Source organism: Streptomyces sp. NPDC002088 (genome assembly GCF_040296605.1).
Taxonomy (GTDB): domain Bacteria; phylum Actinomycetota; class Actinomycetes; order Streptomycetales; family Streptomycetaceae; genus Streptomyces.
This window is the reverse complement of the sequence record NZ_JBEOXO010000013.1, coordinates 167,029-181,547: the sequence shown is the minus strand read 5'-3', so window position 1 is coordinate 181,547 and position 14,519 is coordinate 167,029. Positions and strand designations below refer to the sequence as shown.

Genomic DNA, 14,519 nt, shown 5'->3' with positions numbered 1-14,519 from the left:
GGTCAGGAACCGGAGTCGAACACCATGGCGGGGTCGTCGGAGCCGCGGTAGACGTAGGCGGTCAGCCGCAGACCGGCGGCCCGCTCCGCCGCCGCGTCGGGCGGCAAGGGGTGGCGCAGGGCACGGTAGAGCTCCTGACGGTGCAGGTCGAAGGAGGCCTGCAACAGGATGCCGTAGTCCAGGCAGGCGCGCGGCAGCAGCCGGCACCAGGCGCCGTACACGGCCGGCACGGCCAGCAGGGCCCACGGCGTCCAGTACCCGGCGGGGAGTACGAGAAGTGACCACAGGCCCGCGGTCACGGCGTTGTCCAGGCGCTGCCGGGCGGCGCCGAGGTCCTGCCGCAGCGACTCGGGCAGCACCGTCCACAGATGAGGCCAGAGCAGCACCGCGTCCAGCCCGTACTTGTGCAGCGGCTCGGCCTCGGCGGCGCGCAGGATGTTGCCCACGCGCGTCGGCATCGCCAGCTCCGGCTCACGCGGGCTCCAGCGGAGTGACGCTTCGAGCCGGGCGTACCCGAGACGTTCCACCGCGGTGAGGGGCGGGAGTCCGGCGGCCGAGGGTGCCCCGACCAGCCGGGCGTGCAGAGCGTTCCAGGCGAGCGAGTCGGCGGCACGCCGTTCAGCGTGCCGTACGGACAGCCGGGTGCCGACGGGCGCCAGGAACCGGGGCCAGTACCCCTCGAGGAGGCGCAGCGTGGGCATCGTCAACTGCCGTATGAGCAGCCCTGATCCGCCGAGTCCGACCAGCACGAGGAGCAGCAGCGTGATCTGTTCGCCGGTGCGCATCGTGCCCACCGAACCGAGCGCCTCGGCCAGGGACTTCCTGGGGTGCGTCCGACCCAGGGCCCACGCCGTCAGCATCACGAGCCAGTAGACCGATGCGGCAAGCCCCGTCGCGAGCCACCGCTCGACCAGCTTCCCGGCGGCGGCACCCCAGAACGTCGTCACCGCGCCTCACTCGGAGGCACGGCTGAGGGGACGGGTGCATCCCGAGCAGCGCGGGACCGCCTCTCCCAGGAAACTGCGCCACCAGGTGTCCCGCTGGGGGCAACTCGGGTTGCGGCACTCGAACTTGGTGGCCTCAGCGGCGCCGATCGGATTCCCGGCGAGCGGCTGGTACCCGTAGCCGGCGGGAGGATCGGTCCGCCCGGAGCCCTCGTCGAGCCGCTGTTCGACCCAGGTCCGGACCCGGACATCCGAGCGCAGCGCCTGACGGAGGGCTTCTCGTCTCGAACCGGGGTCCGACAAGGACAGGGCGCGTTCGATCGCCGCGGTGATCCGGGGAGCGTCCGTGCCCACGAGCCGGGGCAGCTGGGCCAGGATCTCCCGGGCCGCCTCCTCCGTCGCGCTCTCGTCGCTCATGTCCCACCCACCTCGCGTACGGCGCCAGGAGTCCCGAGTTTCGCACGCAACGGCCCTGCCAGGCCCCAGGTTTCGAGGAGTTCGCACACCGACGGCAACGTGCCCCCGCATACTGGGCCGACGGCCGTTGTGCGCGACGGTCGCAGACGTCACAGCGAGGGGGGAGCGCTGCCGTGTCCCGGAGAAGGCCTCAGGCCGGACCTGCCCTTCGGCATCTGGAGCCGCGACTGACGAGCGACTCCGGGACAGGGCGCCCCAGCCGGGTCTCAGGCGGCGCGCAGGGTGCGCTTGGCGAGTTCGAGGGCCGGCAGCATCGCCTCGTGCTCCTCGGTGTCCATCCCGCCGAGGTGGAGGACGACCGGTCCGTCGGACGTGGAGACGGCGAGGGCGCTCTCCTTCTTCGTCTCGTCCAGGAGCTCGCTCGTGTAGAGGTACTTCACCTCGATGCCCTCAAGGCCACCCGCCTTGAACGTGGCGTACTTCTCCGCGCTCACCTTTCCCTCGTCCGCGACGAAGGCCTCCAGGACGGAACGGGTGGTGGCGTCGCCCGGGGCGCCGGTGAAGACGCGGAGGAAACCGATGTTCCCGGCCGGCTTGGCGTCGATCTCGCACACGGCGGCGACCGGACCCTGGCGCAGGATCATGTCGCCGAGCTCCTCGCTGCCGGCGGCTCCGTTGTCGATGGCCTCCGCCTTCCACTGCCGGGCGAGATCGAAGGTGACGGGCAGCTCACAGGCCGATCCGTCGGCTCCGATGGTGCCGCCGCTCTCGGCGACCGTGCCACTCGTACCGCCGGACTCCGCGACCGCCGACGACTTCGCCGAGGCCTTGCTGTTCTTCTCCCCGTCCTGGCCCTGGCCGCACGCCGTCAACGCCCCGACCAGCACCAGCACAGGGGCCAACCCGTGCCACGCCCGCTTTCCCGCCCCGACCCGCATTCCCGTGTCTCCCCTCGGTCCAGACGCGACAGCGTATCCGAGGCGAGGACAGGGGCCGGGGGCCGGGCTAGGGCTGCGCGGGTGGCTCCCCGTCCGCCCGCAGCCACGTGGTCAACGCCCACCACCAGTGCAGCGCGTGCACCGGGCCGGAGCCTCCGTCGGACGGGAGGTCGACCAGTGAACCGCCCGTGACCTGCTGGAGCCGGCCGAGCCGGTAGCGGATGGTGTTCGGATGGGTGAACAGGGCGGCCGCGGTCTGGTCCAGGCGGTGTCCGCAGTCGAGGAACGTCAGCGCGGTGATGGCCAGTTGGCGGTGGAAGCCGTCGGCGGGATCGAGTGCGCCGAGGAGGCGGCGGCTGAGGTGGGCGCTCAGGAGCGGCTGATCGGCGAGCGCGATCTCGGCGGCGAAGTCGGTGACGTCGTACAGCCCGTGCCGTCCCTGTCTCCTGCCGACGTCCACGGCGCGGACGCACAGCCGGTACCACGCGCGCAGCCCGGCCGGCGGAGCGGCCGGTGCGATCACGACGAGGCTTCCCGACGGGACCTCCTCGGCCCTCGGCGGGCGGGGGCACAGACCCGCCAGGTGTCCGTCCAGTCGTGCCGTGGCCGCGCGCGGGGACCGGGACGCGTGCGGGTGAGCCGGGTCGGCGACGAAGCAGTACAGCAGCCCCTCGGCGTTCGGCCGGATCCCTGCCCGTGCCAACTCCTCGTCGGCCGGGACGAGTCCGCCCACCAGCAGCTGCCGCAGCAGCCTTGTGCGGGCCTCCTCGGCTCCACCGTGTGCGGTGCCCTCCGCGGCGCGGTACCCGTGGACGACATGCCGCTCGACCGCGTCGCCGTACTCCTTCAGCCGCAGCACCACGAAGAGGAGTACGCCGTCGGAGACGCCCACCGATCGGCAGCGGTCCATGGTGATCTCCACCGCTCGGGTCAGCGCGGCCTGCACGCCCCGCAGGACGGCGGTCACCGGCACCCCTTGGACGGCGCGGTCCGCGCCCAGCAGCAGGGCGGCGGTGAAGTCCTGCTCCTCGACCGCCTCGACCCGGTCGAGCGCGGTGAACCAGGAACCGGCCGCACGGATCATCGCGGTGACGTGCGAGCGGGTCTCCGCCTCGGTGAGCCGGGCCAGCTCCGGCGAGCGGGTTCGGGCCGCGCGGACGAGCTCGCCGCACACGTCCGTGTCAGCGGCCATGGCCCGCAGGATCGCGGCGACCGGCTCGGGTCCGTGGACGACGGTCATGTGCCCCCTCTCCGTCCGGGCGCTGTCGCCGGGCCACAACGAAGCGGTGGTCACGTTGACGCCCGGCCACTACCGCAGTGCTGTGACGAGCTGGTTTCCTGTGGGCTACCGACGGTAACAGCGCGGTTCTCGGAGGAACAGCCTTTGCAGTCCCTTGAACTCCAGTGGCCCCCTTGACCTCGGACGCCTCTGTGCCCCGTCGTGTCTCCCGCCCGTCCCGTCCCGGAAGGCAGTCCATGGAGAACCCCGCACCCCCCACCGGGATCACCCGCCGCCGCGCCCTGACCGTGACGGGCGGGGTACTGGCCGGGGCGGCCGCCGCCGCTCTCGTTTCGGGCCGCCAGGCGGGACGGGCGGCGGCGGAGGCGACAGCGACGTAGGACGCTCGGCGCGGGGCGGTTCCTCCGGGCTGAGAGCGGCTCCCACGGGGTAGGACGTGTGACGCGGACCAACCCCCGGGGAGAGGAGAACGGCCGGTGGAGAGCTTCGTCGTGGGGGCGCTGTTCGTGGTGGCGGGGGCGCTCGTCTGGTGGGCACACTATCCGGCCCGTTGGGAGAAGTGGCGGTACTCGATATCCTGGCAGGGGCAGTACCGGGAGGCGCGGGCAACCCTGCGTGGGGCCCGCTCGCACCGGCATACGGTGAAGAGCGAGATCGCCCGGACACTGTCCCGCGCCAAGGCCGCCACGATGCGGGATGTCGGCCGGACGACGGAACAACTGCTCCGGCTCGAGCACCAGTACAGCGAGCTGGTGCGGTACGAGCCCGGTGACAAGGTCGACGATCTGGGGGAGTTGGTCCTCCACGAGCACGAACTTCGCTTCGTCGACGCACGGCTCATGGAGGGGGAGACGACTCAGGTCCTGCGCCGGACCGTGCGCCTGACGGGACTGACCGTCGAGCCACGCCCGCTGGGCCGCGAGTCCACCTTCCTGCGGGTGACCTGGGCAGACGGCATGGACGGAGCGGAATATCCTCATCCCGCCTACCGCAGGGGCCAGGTCGAACGCTTCGCGAACCTGATATACACCCAGGTGAAGAGGGACGAGAGGTTCTGGCGCGACCGCCGCGACGAAGCGGAGGCACTCGGCGCGACGATCCAGGAGCTCAAGGCGGCCCTGCAGCAGCAGCGGGCCGCAGGGGACCAGGAATACCAGCGCCTCGAAGAGGAACTGCGTCCCCGGCAGGACGACACCGACGCCGCATGGAAGGCTGCCCGCGAGACCTGGTCCCAGCTGGCTGGGCTGCGGCCCTGGCGCTGACGTTCTTTCAGCGGCCCCGCTCGTCCAACGCGTCCAGGATGCGTTCCGCCGCAAGCGTCGCCGTCAACTCCCCGTCCCGTACCTGCTGTTCCAGTCCGGGCGCGAGTGCGCGTACCACCTGGTCGGCGTGCAGGCGGCCGAGGAGTTCGTCGCGGACCATCGACCAGGTCCAGTCGACCTGCTGCTCCCGCCGCTTGGCCGCCAGCCGCCCGGTCGAGTCCAGCAGGGTGCGGTGCTGCTCCAGCCGCTCCCAGACGGTGTCCAGGCCGGTCGACTCGCGCGCGCTGCAGCTCAGTACCGGAGGCGCCCAGACCGCGTCCTTGCCGTGCATGAGCCGCAGTGCACCCGCCAACTCCCGTGCGGCCGCCTGGGCATCGCGCTCGTGCGGCCCGTCCGCCTTGTTCACGGCGATGACGTCGGCGAGCTCCAGGACACCTTTCTTGATGCCCTGGAGCTGGTCGCCGGTGCGGGCGAGAGTGAGCAGCAGGAAGGAGTCGACCATGTTCGCGACGGCCGTCTCGGACTGGCCGACGCCGACCGTCTCCACCAGGACGACGTCGTAACCCGCGGCCTCCATGACCACGATCGACTCGCGCGTGGCCTTGGCGACGCCGCCGAGGGTGCCGGCGGTGGGGGAGGGGCGTACGAAGGCCGCCGGGTCCACGGCCAGTCGCTCCATGCGCGTCTTGTCGCCGAGGATCGACCCGCCCGTCCGGCTGGAGGACGGGTCGACGGCGAGCACCGCGACCCGGTGCCCGAGCGAGGTCAGCATGGTGCCGAACGCGTCGATGAACGTGGACTTGCCCACGCCCGGCACCCCGCTGACGCCGATCCGCCGCGCCCGGCCGCTGTGCGGCAGCAGCTCGGTCAGCAACTCCTGGGCCAGCGCCCGGTGCTGGGGCCGGGTGGACTCGACGAGCGTGATGGCGCGGGCGACGATCGCCCGCTTCCCGTCGAGGACACCCTTCACATACGTGTCGAGGTCGATCGCCATGGGCTCAGCGGCCGTGCCCGAGATCGGCCGACAGCCGCTGCACCAGGTCGTACGCCGCGTCCGGGATCACCGTCCCGGGCGGGAACACGGCCGCCGCGCCCATCTCCAGCAGCGTCGGCACGTCCTGCGGCGGAATCACCCCGCCGACCACGATCATGATGTCCTCGCGCCCCTCCTCGGCGAGCTGCTCCTTGAGCGCCGGTACGAGGGTGAGGTGCCCGGCGGCCAGCGACGACACCCCGACGATGTGCACGTCCGCCTCGACGGCCTGGCGGGCCACCTCGCCCGGCGTCTGGAACAGCGGGCCGACGTCCACGTCGAAGCCGAGGTCGGCGAAGGCGGTGGCGATCACCTTCTGGCCGCGGTCGTGGCCGTCCTGGCCCATCTTGGCGACCAGGATGCGCGGCCGACGCCCCTCGGCCTCCTGGAAGGAGTCCACCAGCGCGCGGGTGCGGTCGACGGACGGGGACTCGCCTGCTTCGTTGCGGTACACGCCGGAGATCGTACGGATCTGGCTCGCGTGCCGCCCGTACACCTTCTCCAGGGCGTCGGAGATCTCGCCGACGGTGGCCTTCGCGCGCGCCGCGCGCACCGCGAGTTCCAGCAGGTTGCCGTCGCCCCCGGCGGCCCGGGTCAGCGCGTCCAGCGCGTCCCGGCACGCGCTCTCGTCCCGCTCCGCCCGCAGCCGCCGCAGCTTCTCGATCTGCTGGGAGCGTACGGAGGAGTTGTCGACCTTGAGCACGTCGATCTGCTCGTCGCTGTCGACGCGGTACTTGTTGACTCCGATGACGGGCTGGCGCCCGGAGTCGATGCGGGCCTGGGTGCGGGCCGCGGCCTCCTCGATGCGCAGCTTGGGGATGCCCGCGTCGATGGCCTTGGCCATGCCGCCCGCCTCCTCGACCTCCTGGATGTGCTGCCAGGCCCGGCGGGCCAGGTCGTACGTCAGCTTCTCGACGTAGGCGCTGCCGCCCCACGGGTCGATGACCCGGGTCGTGCCGGACTCCTGCTGGATCAGCAGCTGCGTGTTGCGGGCGATGCGCGCCGAGAAGTCGGTGGGCAGCGCGAGGGCCTCGTCGAGGGCGTTGGTGTGCAGCGACTGCGTGTGGCCCTGGGTCGCCGCCATCGCCTCGACGCACGTACGCGTGACGTTGTTGAACACGTCCTGGGCGGTCAGCGACCAGCCCGAGGTCTGCGAATGCGTGCGCAGCGAAAGGGACTTGGCGTTCTGCGGGTCGAACTGCTTCACCAGCTTCGCCCACAGCAGCCGGGCCGCCCGCAGCTTGGCGATCTCCATGAAGAAGTTCATGCCGATCGCCCAGAAGAAGGAGAGCCGCGGCGCGAACGCGTCCACGTCCAGGCCCGCCTCCCGCCCGGCCCGGATGTACTCCACGCCGTCCGCGAGCGTGTAGGCGAGCTCCAGGTCGGCCGTCGCGCCCGCCTCCTGGATGTGGTAGCCGGAGATGGAGATGGAGTTGTAGCGCGGCATCCGCTGCGAGGTGAAGGCGAAGATGTCGGAGATGATCCGCATCGACGGCTTCGGCGGATAGATGTAGGTGTTGCGGACCATGAACTCCTTGAGGATGTCGTTCTGGATGGTCCCGGCCAACTTCTCCGGCGGCACACCCTGCTCCTCCGCCGCCACGATGTACAGCGCCAGCACCGGCAGCACGGCGCCGTTCATCGTCATCGACACGGACATCTTGTCCAGCGGGATGCCGTCGAACAGCTGCCGCATGTCGTAGATCGAGTCGATGGCCACGCCCGCCATGCCGACGTCACCAGTCACCCGAGGGTGGTCGCTGTCGTAGCCGCGGTGGGTGGGCAGGTCGAAGGCGACCGACAGGCCCTTCTGACCGGCCGCCAGATTGCGCCGGTAGAAGGCGTTGGACTCCTCGGCGGTGGAGAAGCCCGCGTACTGGCGGATGGTCCAGGGCTGGTTGACGTACATCGTCGGGTACGGCCCGCGCAGATACGGCGCCATGCCCGGGTACGTCCCCAGGAAGTCCAGGCCTTCCAGATCACGGCCGGTGTACAGCGGCTTGACCGCGATGCCTTCCGGGGTCTCCCAGAGGAGGTCGTCCCCGCCGGCGGCCGTCTTGAGGGCGTCGCGCCACTCGTCGGCGCCGCCGTCGACAGTCGGGCTGCCCAGTTCGATCCCGGAGAAGTCGGGGATTCCCATCAGGACACTCCCATGCGGTCGAGGGTCGCGGACAGCACGGCCACGGCGTCGCAGCCCGCGAAGACGTACGAGTCGACCCCGGGATACTGCCCGGGGCGACCGGCGAGGAACACATGCGAGGCGCCCGCCGACCTGAGCTCTTCGGCCACGGCCGCCGCCTGCTCCTCGTACAGCGCGTCGCTGGAGCAGAGACAGACCTCGGTGGCGCCGCTGTCCGCGAAGGTCCCGTCGGTGACGGGCTCGATGCCGCCCGCCTGGAAGAGGTTGGCGGCGAACGTCGTCCGTGCGGTGTGGGCGGCGGCGGGCCCGATCGGGGCGAGGAAGACGCGCGGTCGGGACCCGGTGGCGGCGAGATGGGCGTCGGAGCGGGCGCGCAGCTCTTCGTAAGCCTCGTCGCGCCGTACGCGCGGCAGCCCGCCGGACGGCCGCTCGGGCGCGGCCTCGCGCTCGACGGGCCGCTCGGCGAGGTGGGGGAACTCACTGACGCCGGTGATGGGTTCGCGGCGCTTGGCGAGCCTGGCGCTGCGTGCTTCCCAGGTGGCGGCGAGTTCCTCGCCCAGCCGCCCGGAGCGCAGGGCGGCCGCCTGACCGCCGATCCCCTCGATCCACTGGAAGAACTCCCAGCCGGCACCGGCGAGTTCGTCCGTCAGCCGCTCCACGTACCAGGAGCCCCCCGCCGGGTCGATGACCCGCGCCAGGTGCGACTCCTCCACCAGGATGGTCGACGTGTTGCGGGCGATGCGGCGCGCGAAGGCATCCGGCAGCCCGAGCGACTGGTCGAAGGGCAGAACGGTGACGGAGTCGGCACCGCCGACCCCGGCAGCCAGCGTGGCGACCGTGGTGCGCAGCATGTTCACCCACGGGTCGCGGCGCGACATCATCACCGGCGACGACACGGCGTGCTGCACCTGCGCGCCCCCGCCCGGCGCCCCGCACACCTCGGCGACCCGCGCCCACAGCCGGCGCGCGGCGCGCAGCTTGGCGACGGTCAGGAACTGGTCGGCGGTGGCCGCGTAGCGGAACTCCAACTGCGCACAGGCCTGTTCGACGCTCAGCCCCGCCTCGGTCAGTTCGCGCAGGTAGGCGACACCGGTCGCGAGGGAGCAGCCCAGCTCCTGCGCGGCCGAGCCCCCGGCCTCGTGGTACGGCAGCGCGTCCACGGTCAGCGCCCGCAGCCCCGGGTACTCCTCGGCACACAGCCGCGCGAGCCCGGCCACGGGGGAGAAGCCGAGCTCCTCACCCGTACGGGCCTCATGGCCGAGCGGGTCCGCCCCCAGGCTGCCGCGCGCCGCGTCCTTGGCGACGCCGCGCTCGCCGTACAGGCGCAGCAACTCACGTGCGGCCGGCTCGACCTCGCCCCCCGCGTCGAGGGCGACCGGAGCCAGGTCGAGAAGGACACCGTCGAGCACGTCGCCGAGCGACTCCACGGGGACACCGCCGTCACCGACGGCGAGCCACAGCGAGGTGACGCCGTTCTCCAGGTCGGTGAGGACGGCGGCGTTGTCCGCCGTGGTGTGCCGTTGGCGTACGTCCCAGCCGCCGGTGGTGTTCCCTTCGGCTCGGCCGCCGCGTACGAACGGCGCGAACCCGGGGAAGCCAGGATCCGGCGCGGCGTCGCGCGCGGTGTAGAGGGGCCGGGTGAGCAACCCGTCCTCGAGGGCGGTGGACAGGGTGTCCTCGGCTGCGTCGCCCGAGACGTCCTTGCCCGACTTGCGCAGGACACCCGCCACCAGGCGTTGCCACTGCTCATGTGTCGCGTCAGGGAACTCGGCGGCCAGCGAGAGCCCGTCGTCAGGCAGGACCGTCATGCTCGGATGCTAGGCCAGATCAACAAAGGAGCAGCAGGGGGCACGGCTGTGACCTTGCCCTCGACTGGAATGTGACCTGGCTCTCCTGTGTGTGGGGGCGAGGCAGGTGCCCGGCCGCCGTACCGGCGAGTCTGGCTTGTTCGAAAACATCCCCGGCGGGGCACGCTAGAACTGTGAGTAACACCAATGGTGTGAATTGAGATATGATGACCGTTTCTGATCAGGGATCTGGTCACTATGTGTGGTCGCCCGACGTTGCCGCGGCCACCATGAGCCTGGAGGGCATCGTCACGGGGTGGAGCGAGGCGGCCCGGCGGCTGCTGGGCCATCACGCGCCGGAGGTGGTGGGACGCGCCGCCGCGGACCTCCTGGTCGCGGGGAACACCCCCGAGGTGACGGGATTCTCACCGGCCGGATCCCACGAGTGGACCGGCAAGGCGGTACTCCGGCACCGGGACGGCCACCACGTAGAGGTGTCCCTGCACGTCCATCCCACGCTGGGTGCCGACGACACAGCCGAGGGGTTCCTCGTGACCGCCACCACCGCCGCGGTCGTGTCGGAGCGGGACCGCACGCTCATGGAATGGGCCTACACCCAGTCCTCAATCGCACTGTCCACCTATTCCACCGCCTCCGGCGCATGGCAGCCGAACGCGGCGGCGTTCGGCACGTCGCCGTATCCGGACCCGGCCTACGCGAGCCGTGCCGACCAGGGGCTCCTGCGCTGCGTACGCAGGGTCGCCGAGGAGGGGCAGCCGATGCGCTACGAGCGCTCCGCCCCGGCTCCGCCGTCCGGCCGGCGTAGTTCCTGGATCATCGAACTGTGGCCCGTCCGGGACCCCGCCACGAAGCGGGTGGTAGGTGTCGGCACGGCGGCGTTCGACAGCAGCGAGCAGCGCTCGGCCCGGCAGCGCCTGGCCCTGCTGAACGAGGCAGGCAGCCGTATCGGCACCACGCTGAACGTCACCCGCACGGCCCAGGAGCTCGCCGACCTGGCCGTTCCGCGGATCGCCGACTTCGTCAGCGTGGATCTCCTCGACACCGTGGCCCGCGGACAGGAGCCCGCCGCAGGTTCGGTCGCCGCCGGCGTGATCCTGCGCCGGGTCGCGCACCAGTCGTCCACCGAGGGCGTACCCGAAGCCGCCATCGAAGTCGGCGCGCTCGACACCTACCCCGCGTTCTCACCCCCCGCTCGGGCCCTGGCAGGCGGGAAACCCTTGATCAGCGGCGTGCAGGACCCCGATTTCGGGCGCTGGATCGCCGACCACGCGACGAGGTTCGTCCGCGTTCAGGAGTACGGCATCCACTCGGTCATGGCCGTCCCGCTGCGTGCGCGAGGCAGCACCCTCGGTGTCGCGGTCTTCATCCGCATGGAGGGCTCGAAGGCCTTCGAGCAGGACGATCTGTCCCTCGCCGAGGAACTCGCCGGCCGGGCGGCCGTCGCCGTGGACAACGCGCGCCGCTACACCCGCGAACGCGTCAACGCACTCACTCTCCAGCACAGTCTGCTGCCCCGCGACCTCCCCAGGCAGGCGGCCGTCGAGGTGGCCCACCGCTATCTGCCGGCCGGTACGGGGGCCGGAGTGGGCGGTGACTGGTTCGACGTCATCCCCCTGTCGGGAACCCGTGTCGCCCTGGTCGTCGGCGACGTGGTCGGTCACGGCATCCATGCCTCCGCCACCATGGGGCGGCTGCGCACCGCCGTGCGCACCCTCGCCGACGTGGACCTGCCCCCGGACGAACTGCTCACCCATCTCGACGACCTGGTCACCCACCTGACCTGGGGCAGCGACAGCCTCGCCTGGTACGAGCCGGACAGCGGTGAGGTCGGTGCGACCTGCCTGTACGCCGTCTACGACCCGGTCTCCCGCGTGTGCACCCTGGCCAGCGCCGGCCATGTCCCGCCCATCGTGCTGCTCCCCGACGGCACGGCCCAGGTGCTCCGGCTGACCCCGGGACCGCTCCTGGGCGTCGGAGGCCTGCCCTTCGAGTCGACCGAGCTGGAACTGCCCGAGGGAAGCCTGCTCGCCTTCTACACCGACGGCCTGATCGAGTCCCGCGGCCACGACATCAGCCTCGGTCTGGAGCGCCTGCGTGAAGCCCTGAGCTCCTCCATGTCCTCGTTGGAGGTCACCTGCGACGGCATCCTCAAGGCCCTGCTGCCGGAGAGCCCGGTCGACGACGTGGCCCTGCTGCTCGCGCGCACCAGGGCCCTGCACGCCGACCAGGTCGCGGTGTGGGCCCTGCCGTCCGACCCCGCGGTGGTGGCCGACGCCCGGGCCCAGGCCACGCGTCAGCTCGCGATCTGGGGGCTCGAGGACGCGGCGTTCATCACCGAACTGGTCGTGAGCGAACTGGTCACCAACGCCATCCGCTACGGAGCCGTCCCCATCGGGCTCCGCCTGATCCGGGACCAGACCCTGATCTGCGAGGTCTCCGACGCCAGCAGCACCGCTCCCCACCTGCGCCGCGCCCGCACCTATGACGAAGGCGGACGAGGACTGCAGTTGGTCGCCCGGCTCACCCAGGGCTGGGGCACCCGCCAGACTCCCCACGGCAAGACGATCTGGGCCGAACAACCCCTCCCGGTCGGCTCCCCATGACAGAGCGCACGGGGCGCGGCCCCGGCCGGGGCACCACCGCCGACGCGGGGGCGCGCTGAACACGCCCGGGATGTTCTGTAGGCCGGCCGGTGCGGTCCGACCTCACGGAGTTGGCGTGCGAAGCGCCCCTTCGTCGAAGTAGTGACCTCCGTCGAGGTCCGGAATGAGCGCGGGCTGCACGGGACGCCAACCCAGCAGCTTCTGGGTGAGCGTGCTCGACGCCGGGAAGTCGCCCGACGCGAAGTGGGCGAGCCAGCCGAAGTGGGCGTCGGCCTCTTCGCGGGAGATGCCCACGACCGGCAGGTCCAGGTGGCGCCCGATGACCTCGGCGATGTCCCGGAACGGCACACCCTCGTCACCGACCCCGTGCAGGCGTGCACCCGCCGGCGCGTCTTCCAGGGCCAGCCGGAACAGGCGCGCCGCGTCGATCCTGTGCACGGCCGCCCATCGGTTGACGCCGTCGCCGATGAAGGCCGAGACACCCTTCTCGCGCGCAACGCCGATCAGGGCCGGGACGAAGGCGTGGTCGCCCCGGCCGTGCACGGATGGCGCGAGACGGAGGACCGACGACCGCACCCCGCGCTCGGCCAGCGCGATCGCCGTGTTCTCCGACGCCACCCGGTGTGCCCCGGGCGACCTAGGGTCCGCGGGATCCTCCTCCGTTGTCGCGCGCCCCGGCGTGACCGCCAGCATTGCGGAGCTGACCACGAAGGGCTTGCCGGAGCCGGCGAGGGCGGTTCCGATCGTCTCGATGGCACTCAGATCGGCTGCGCCCGCGCTCGCGAGGGCGGCGAAGTCGTGCTTGAACGCAAGGTGAACGACGCCGTCCGAGGCGGTCGCTGCGCTCCTCAGGCTGTCGGGATCGTCCAGGGAACCACGATGGACCTCGGCCCCGGCTTCCCTCAGTGACGCGGCGGCCGTGTCCGAGCGGGCGAGGCCGACGACCTGATGCCCGGCGCCGATGAGCTCGCGCACAACGGCGGAACCAATGAACCCGGTTGCGCCGGTGACGAAGACACGCATGGTGCACTCCTTGGATGAACGAAGACGTGGGCCGGCTCCGGACCGGCGTCTTCGCCAGGCGCCGGGAGCGGTGACTCCATCGTCCGAACGGGAAGTGGTCCGCGTCCAAGGCCTGTTCCGCAAGGAGCAATGCGTTTCAGGCATCACCCAAGGTCAGTGAGCATGTGCAGCGGCTGTCCCCGGGCATCGGGTCTAGACTCCGCGCATGCCCGAGTCAGCTCCTGTGCCGGACCTCGATCTGCGCCTGGTGCGGTACTTCACCGCTGTCGCCGAGCACCGGCATTTCGGTCGCGCGGCCGAGGCCCTGCACATCGCCCAGCCGTCCCTGAGTCGTCAGATCCGGCGTCTCGAACAGCAGGTGGGCGCCCGCCTGCTGGACCGTACCCCGCAGGGCACCCGGCTCACCGAGGCCGGGGAAGTCTTCCTGCCCCGGGCCAAGGCGCTGCTGCGCTCGGCTGCCCAGGCCTCCGCCGCCACCCGCGCCGCCGCAGAGCCCAGCCGGATCACCATCGGGTACACGAAGGGCCTCATCGTCACCGCGGCCATGCGCGAGCTGCGACGCCGGCACCCGGAGGCCGACGTGCAGTCCTCGCACCTGTCCTGGAACGAACCGCGGGCGGCCCTTCTCGACCACCGGGTGGACGCGGTAGTGGCCCGGCTGCCGTTCCCCACCGACCGACTGCACGTGACGGTCCTGTACGACGAGCCCCGGGTGCTCGTCATCCCCGTCGACCACCGCCTGGCCGGAAAGGAATCCGTCACCCTCGACGACATCGCCGAGGAACCACTGCCCCGGGCGACCGACCCGCTCTGGGACGCCTTCTGGCGCGTCGACCCCCGACCCGACGGAAGCCCGGCCCCCGACGGACCCCTCGTGCAGGCCATGGAGGACAAGTACGAACTCATCGCCGCCGGAGACGCGGTGGCCATCGTGGCCCGCCCGCTCGGTGACAGCCTTCGCCCCGACCTCACCACGGTCCCCCTGCACGGCGTCGAACCGAGCCACGTCGTCCTGGCGACCCGCGCCGACGACCGCAGCCGCCTGGTCGCGGCCTTCCGCAAGCTGGCCCCTGCCCACCTCACGGGCCATCCGTTCCAGACCGGGTGAGGG

Annotated in this window: 12 protein-coding genes; 4 read left to right on the top strand and 8 right to left on the bottom strand. The window is 71.6% G+C overall.

The genetic code is table 11. The features are described from left to right. Window positions 1-2: 2 nt before the first annotated feature. The 4 genes from ABT114_RS27020 to ABT114_RS27005 all read right to left on the bottom strand — a co-directional run bounded on the left by ABT114_RS27020 (window position 3) and on the right by ABT114_RS27005 (window position 3,539). Window positions 3-947, bottom strand: coding sequence for a hypothetical protein (locus ABT114_RS27020; protein ID WP_351145451.1), 945 nt, complete (start codon window positions 945-947; stop codon window positions 3-5). 6 nt (window positions 948-953) lie between these two features. Beyond that, a complete protein-coding gene (locus tag ABT114_RS27015; protein ID WP_351145450.1) occupies window positions 954-1,361 on the bottom strand; it encodes a hypothetical protein in 408 nt (135 codons plus the stop codon). 266 nt (window positions 1,362-1,627) lie between these two features. Continuing rightward, on the bottom strand, window positions 1,628-2,299 hold the full coding sequence (locus ABT114_RS27010; protein ID WP_351145449.1) for a lipoprotein: 672 nt from the start codon (window positions 2,297-2,299) through the stop codon (window positions 1,628-1,630). A 67-nt stretch (window positions 2,300-2,366) separates the two neighbouring features. Then, a complete protein-coding gene (locus ABT114_RS27005; protein ID WP_351145447.1) occupies window positions 2,367-3,539 on the bottom strand; it encodes a PucR family transcriptional regulator in 1,173 nt (390 codons plus the stop codon). A 236-nt stretch (window positions 3,540-3,775) separates the two neighbouring features. Between ABT114_RS27005 and ABT114_RS27000 the strand changes: the two genes are divergently transcribed. Together ABT114_RS27000 and ABT114_RS26995 are read left to right on the top strand one after the other, a co-directional pair. Next, window positions 3,776-3,919 (top strand): hypothetical protein, encoded by a 144-nt coding sequence (locus tag ABT114_RS27000; RefSeq protein ID WP_351145446.1) that lies wholly within the window; start codon window positions 3,776-3,778, stop codon window positions 3,917-3,919. 96 nt (window positions 3,920-4,015) lie between these two features. Further along, a complete protein-coding gene (locus ABT114_RS26995) occupies window positions 4,016-4,801 on the top strand; it encodes a hypothetical protein (RefSeq protein WP_351145445.1) in 786 nt (261 codons plus the stop codon). A gap of 7 nt (window positions 4,802-4,808) precedes the next feature. Here the strand turns inward: ABT114_RS26995 and meaB are convergent, their stop codons facing one another. The 3 genes from meaB to ABT114_RS26980 are packed head-to-tail and all read right to left on the bottom strand — an operon-like array spanning window position 4,809 to window position 9,782. Continuing rightward, window positions 4,809-5,795 carry a methylmalonyl Co-A mutase-associated GTPase MeaB gene (meaB, locus tag ABT114_RS26990; RefSeq protein WP_351145444.1) on the bottom strand — a complete coding sequence of 329 codons (987 nt, stop codon included), beginning with the start codon at window positions 5,793-5,795 and terminating at the stop codon, window positions 4,809-4,811. 4 nt (window positions 5,796-5,799) lie between these two features. Next, window positions 5,800-7,974 carry a methylmalonyl-CoA mutase gene (scpA, locus tag ABT114_RS26985; protein ID WP_351145443.1) on the bottom strand — a complete coding sequence of 725 codons (2,175 nt, stop codon included), beginning with the start codon at window positions 7,972-7,974 and terminating at the stop codon, window positions 5,800-5,802. Further along, window positions 7,974-9,782 carry a methylmalonyl-CoA mutase family protein gene (locus ABT114_RS26980; RefSeq protein WP_351145442.1) on the bottom strand — a complete coding sequence of 603 codons (1,809 nt, stop codon included), beginning with the start codon at window positions 9,780-9,782 and terminating at the stop codon, window positions 7,974-7,976. The genes scpA and ABT114_RS26980 overlap by 1 nt, the downstream gene beginning before the upstream one ends. A gap of 203 nt (window positions 9,783-9,985) precedes the next feature. Between ABT114_RS26980 and ABT114_RS26975 the strand changes: the two genes are divergently transcribed. Beyond that, entirely contained in the window at window positions 9,986-12,385 is a 2,400-nt protein-coding gene (locus ABT114_RS26975; RefSeq protein WP_351145441.1) for an ATP-binding SpoIIE family protein phosphatase, read from the top strand. Between the two features lie 102 nt (window positions 12,386-12,487). Here ABT114_RS26975 and ABT114_RS26970 read toward each other — a convergent pair whose 3' ends face one another. After that, a complete protein-coding gene (locus ABT114_RS26970; RefSeq protein ID WP_351145440.1) occupies window positions 12,488-13,408 on the bottom strand; it encodes an SDR family oxidoreductase in 921 nt (306 codons plus the stop codon). A gap of 205 nt (window positions 13,409-13,613) precedes the next feature. Here ABT114_RS26970 and ABT114_RS26965 point away from each other — a divergent pair, with 205 nt between their 5' ends. Further along, window positions 13,614-14,516: a LysR family transcriptional regulator gene (locus tag ABT114_RS26965; RefSeq protein ID WP_351145439.1), complete on the top strand. Its 903-nt coding sequence runs from the start codon at window positions 13,614-13,616 to the stop codon at window positions 14,514-14,516. Window positions 14,517-14,519 lie beyond the last annotated feature (3 nt).

What these genes read in the sequence shown, in the direction of transcription:
- ABT114_RS27015 (WP_351145450.1), bottom strand. Translation starts at nt 1,361, where the DNA reads ATGAGCGACGAGAGCGCGACGGAGGAGGCGGCCCGGGAGATCCTGGCC.
- ABT114_RS27010 (WP_351145449.1), bottom strand. Translation starts at nt 2,299, where the DNA reads ATGCGGGTCGGGGCGGGAAAGCGGGCGTGGCACGGGTTGGCCCCTGTG.
- ABT114_RS27005 (WP_351145447.1), bottom strand. Translation starts at nt 3,539, where the DNA reads ATGACCGTCGTCCACGGACCCGAGCCGGTCGCCGCGATCCTGCGGGCC.
- ABT114_RS27000 (WP_351145446.1), top strand. Translation starts at nt 3,776, where the DNA reads ATGGAGAACCCCGCACCCCCCACCGGGATCACCCGCCGCCGCGCCCTG.
- meaB (WP_351145444.1), bottom strand. Translation starts at nt 5,795, where the DNA reads ATGGCGATCGACCTCGACACGTATGTGAAGGGTGTCCTCGACGGGAAG.
- scpA (WP_351145443.1), bottom strand. Translation starts at nt 7,974, where the DNA reads ATGGGAATCCCCGACTTCTCCGGGATCGAACTGGGCAGCCCGACTGTC.
- ABT114_RS26980 (WP_351145442.1), bottom strand. Translation starts at nt 9,782, where the DNA reads ATGACGGTCCTGCCTGACGACGGGCTCTCGCTGGCCGCCGAGTTCCCT.
- ABT114_RS26975 (WP_351145441.1), top strand. Translation starts at nt 9,986, where the DNA reads ATGATGACCGTTTCTGATCAGGGATCTGGTCACTATGTGTGGTCGCCC.
- ABT114_RS26970 (WP_351145440.1), bottom strand. Translation starts at nt 13,408, where the DNA reads ATGCGTGTCTTCGTCACCGGCGCAACCGGGTTCATTGGTTCCGCCGTT.
- ABT114_RS26965 (WP_351145439.1), top strand. Translation starts at nt 13,614, where the DNA reads ATGCCCGAGTCAGCTCCTGTGCCGGACCTCGATCTGCGCCTGGTGCGG.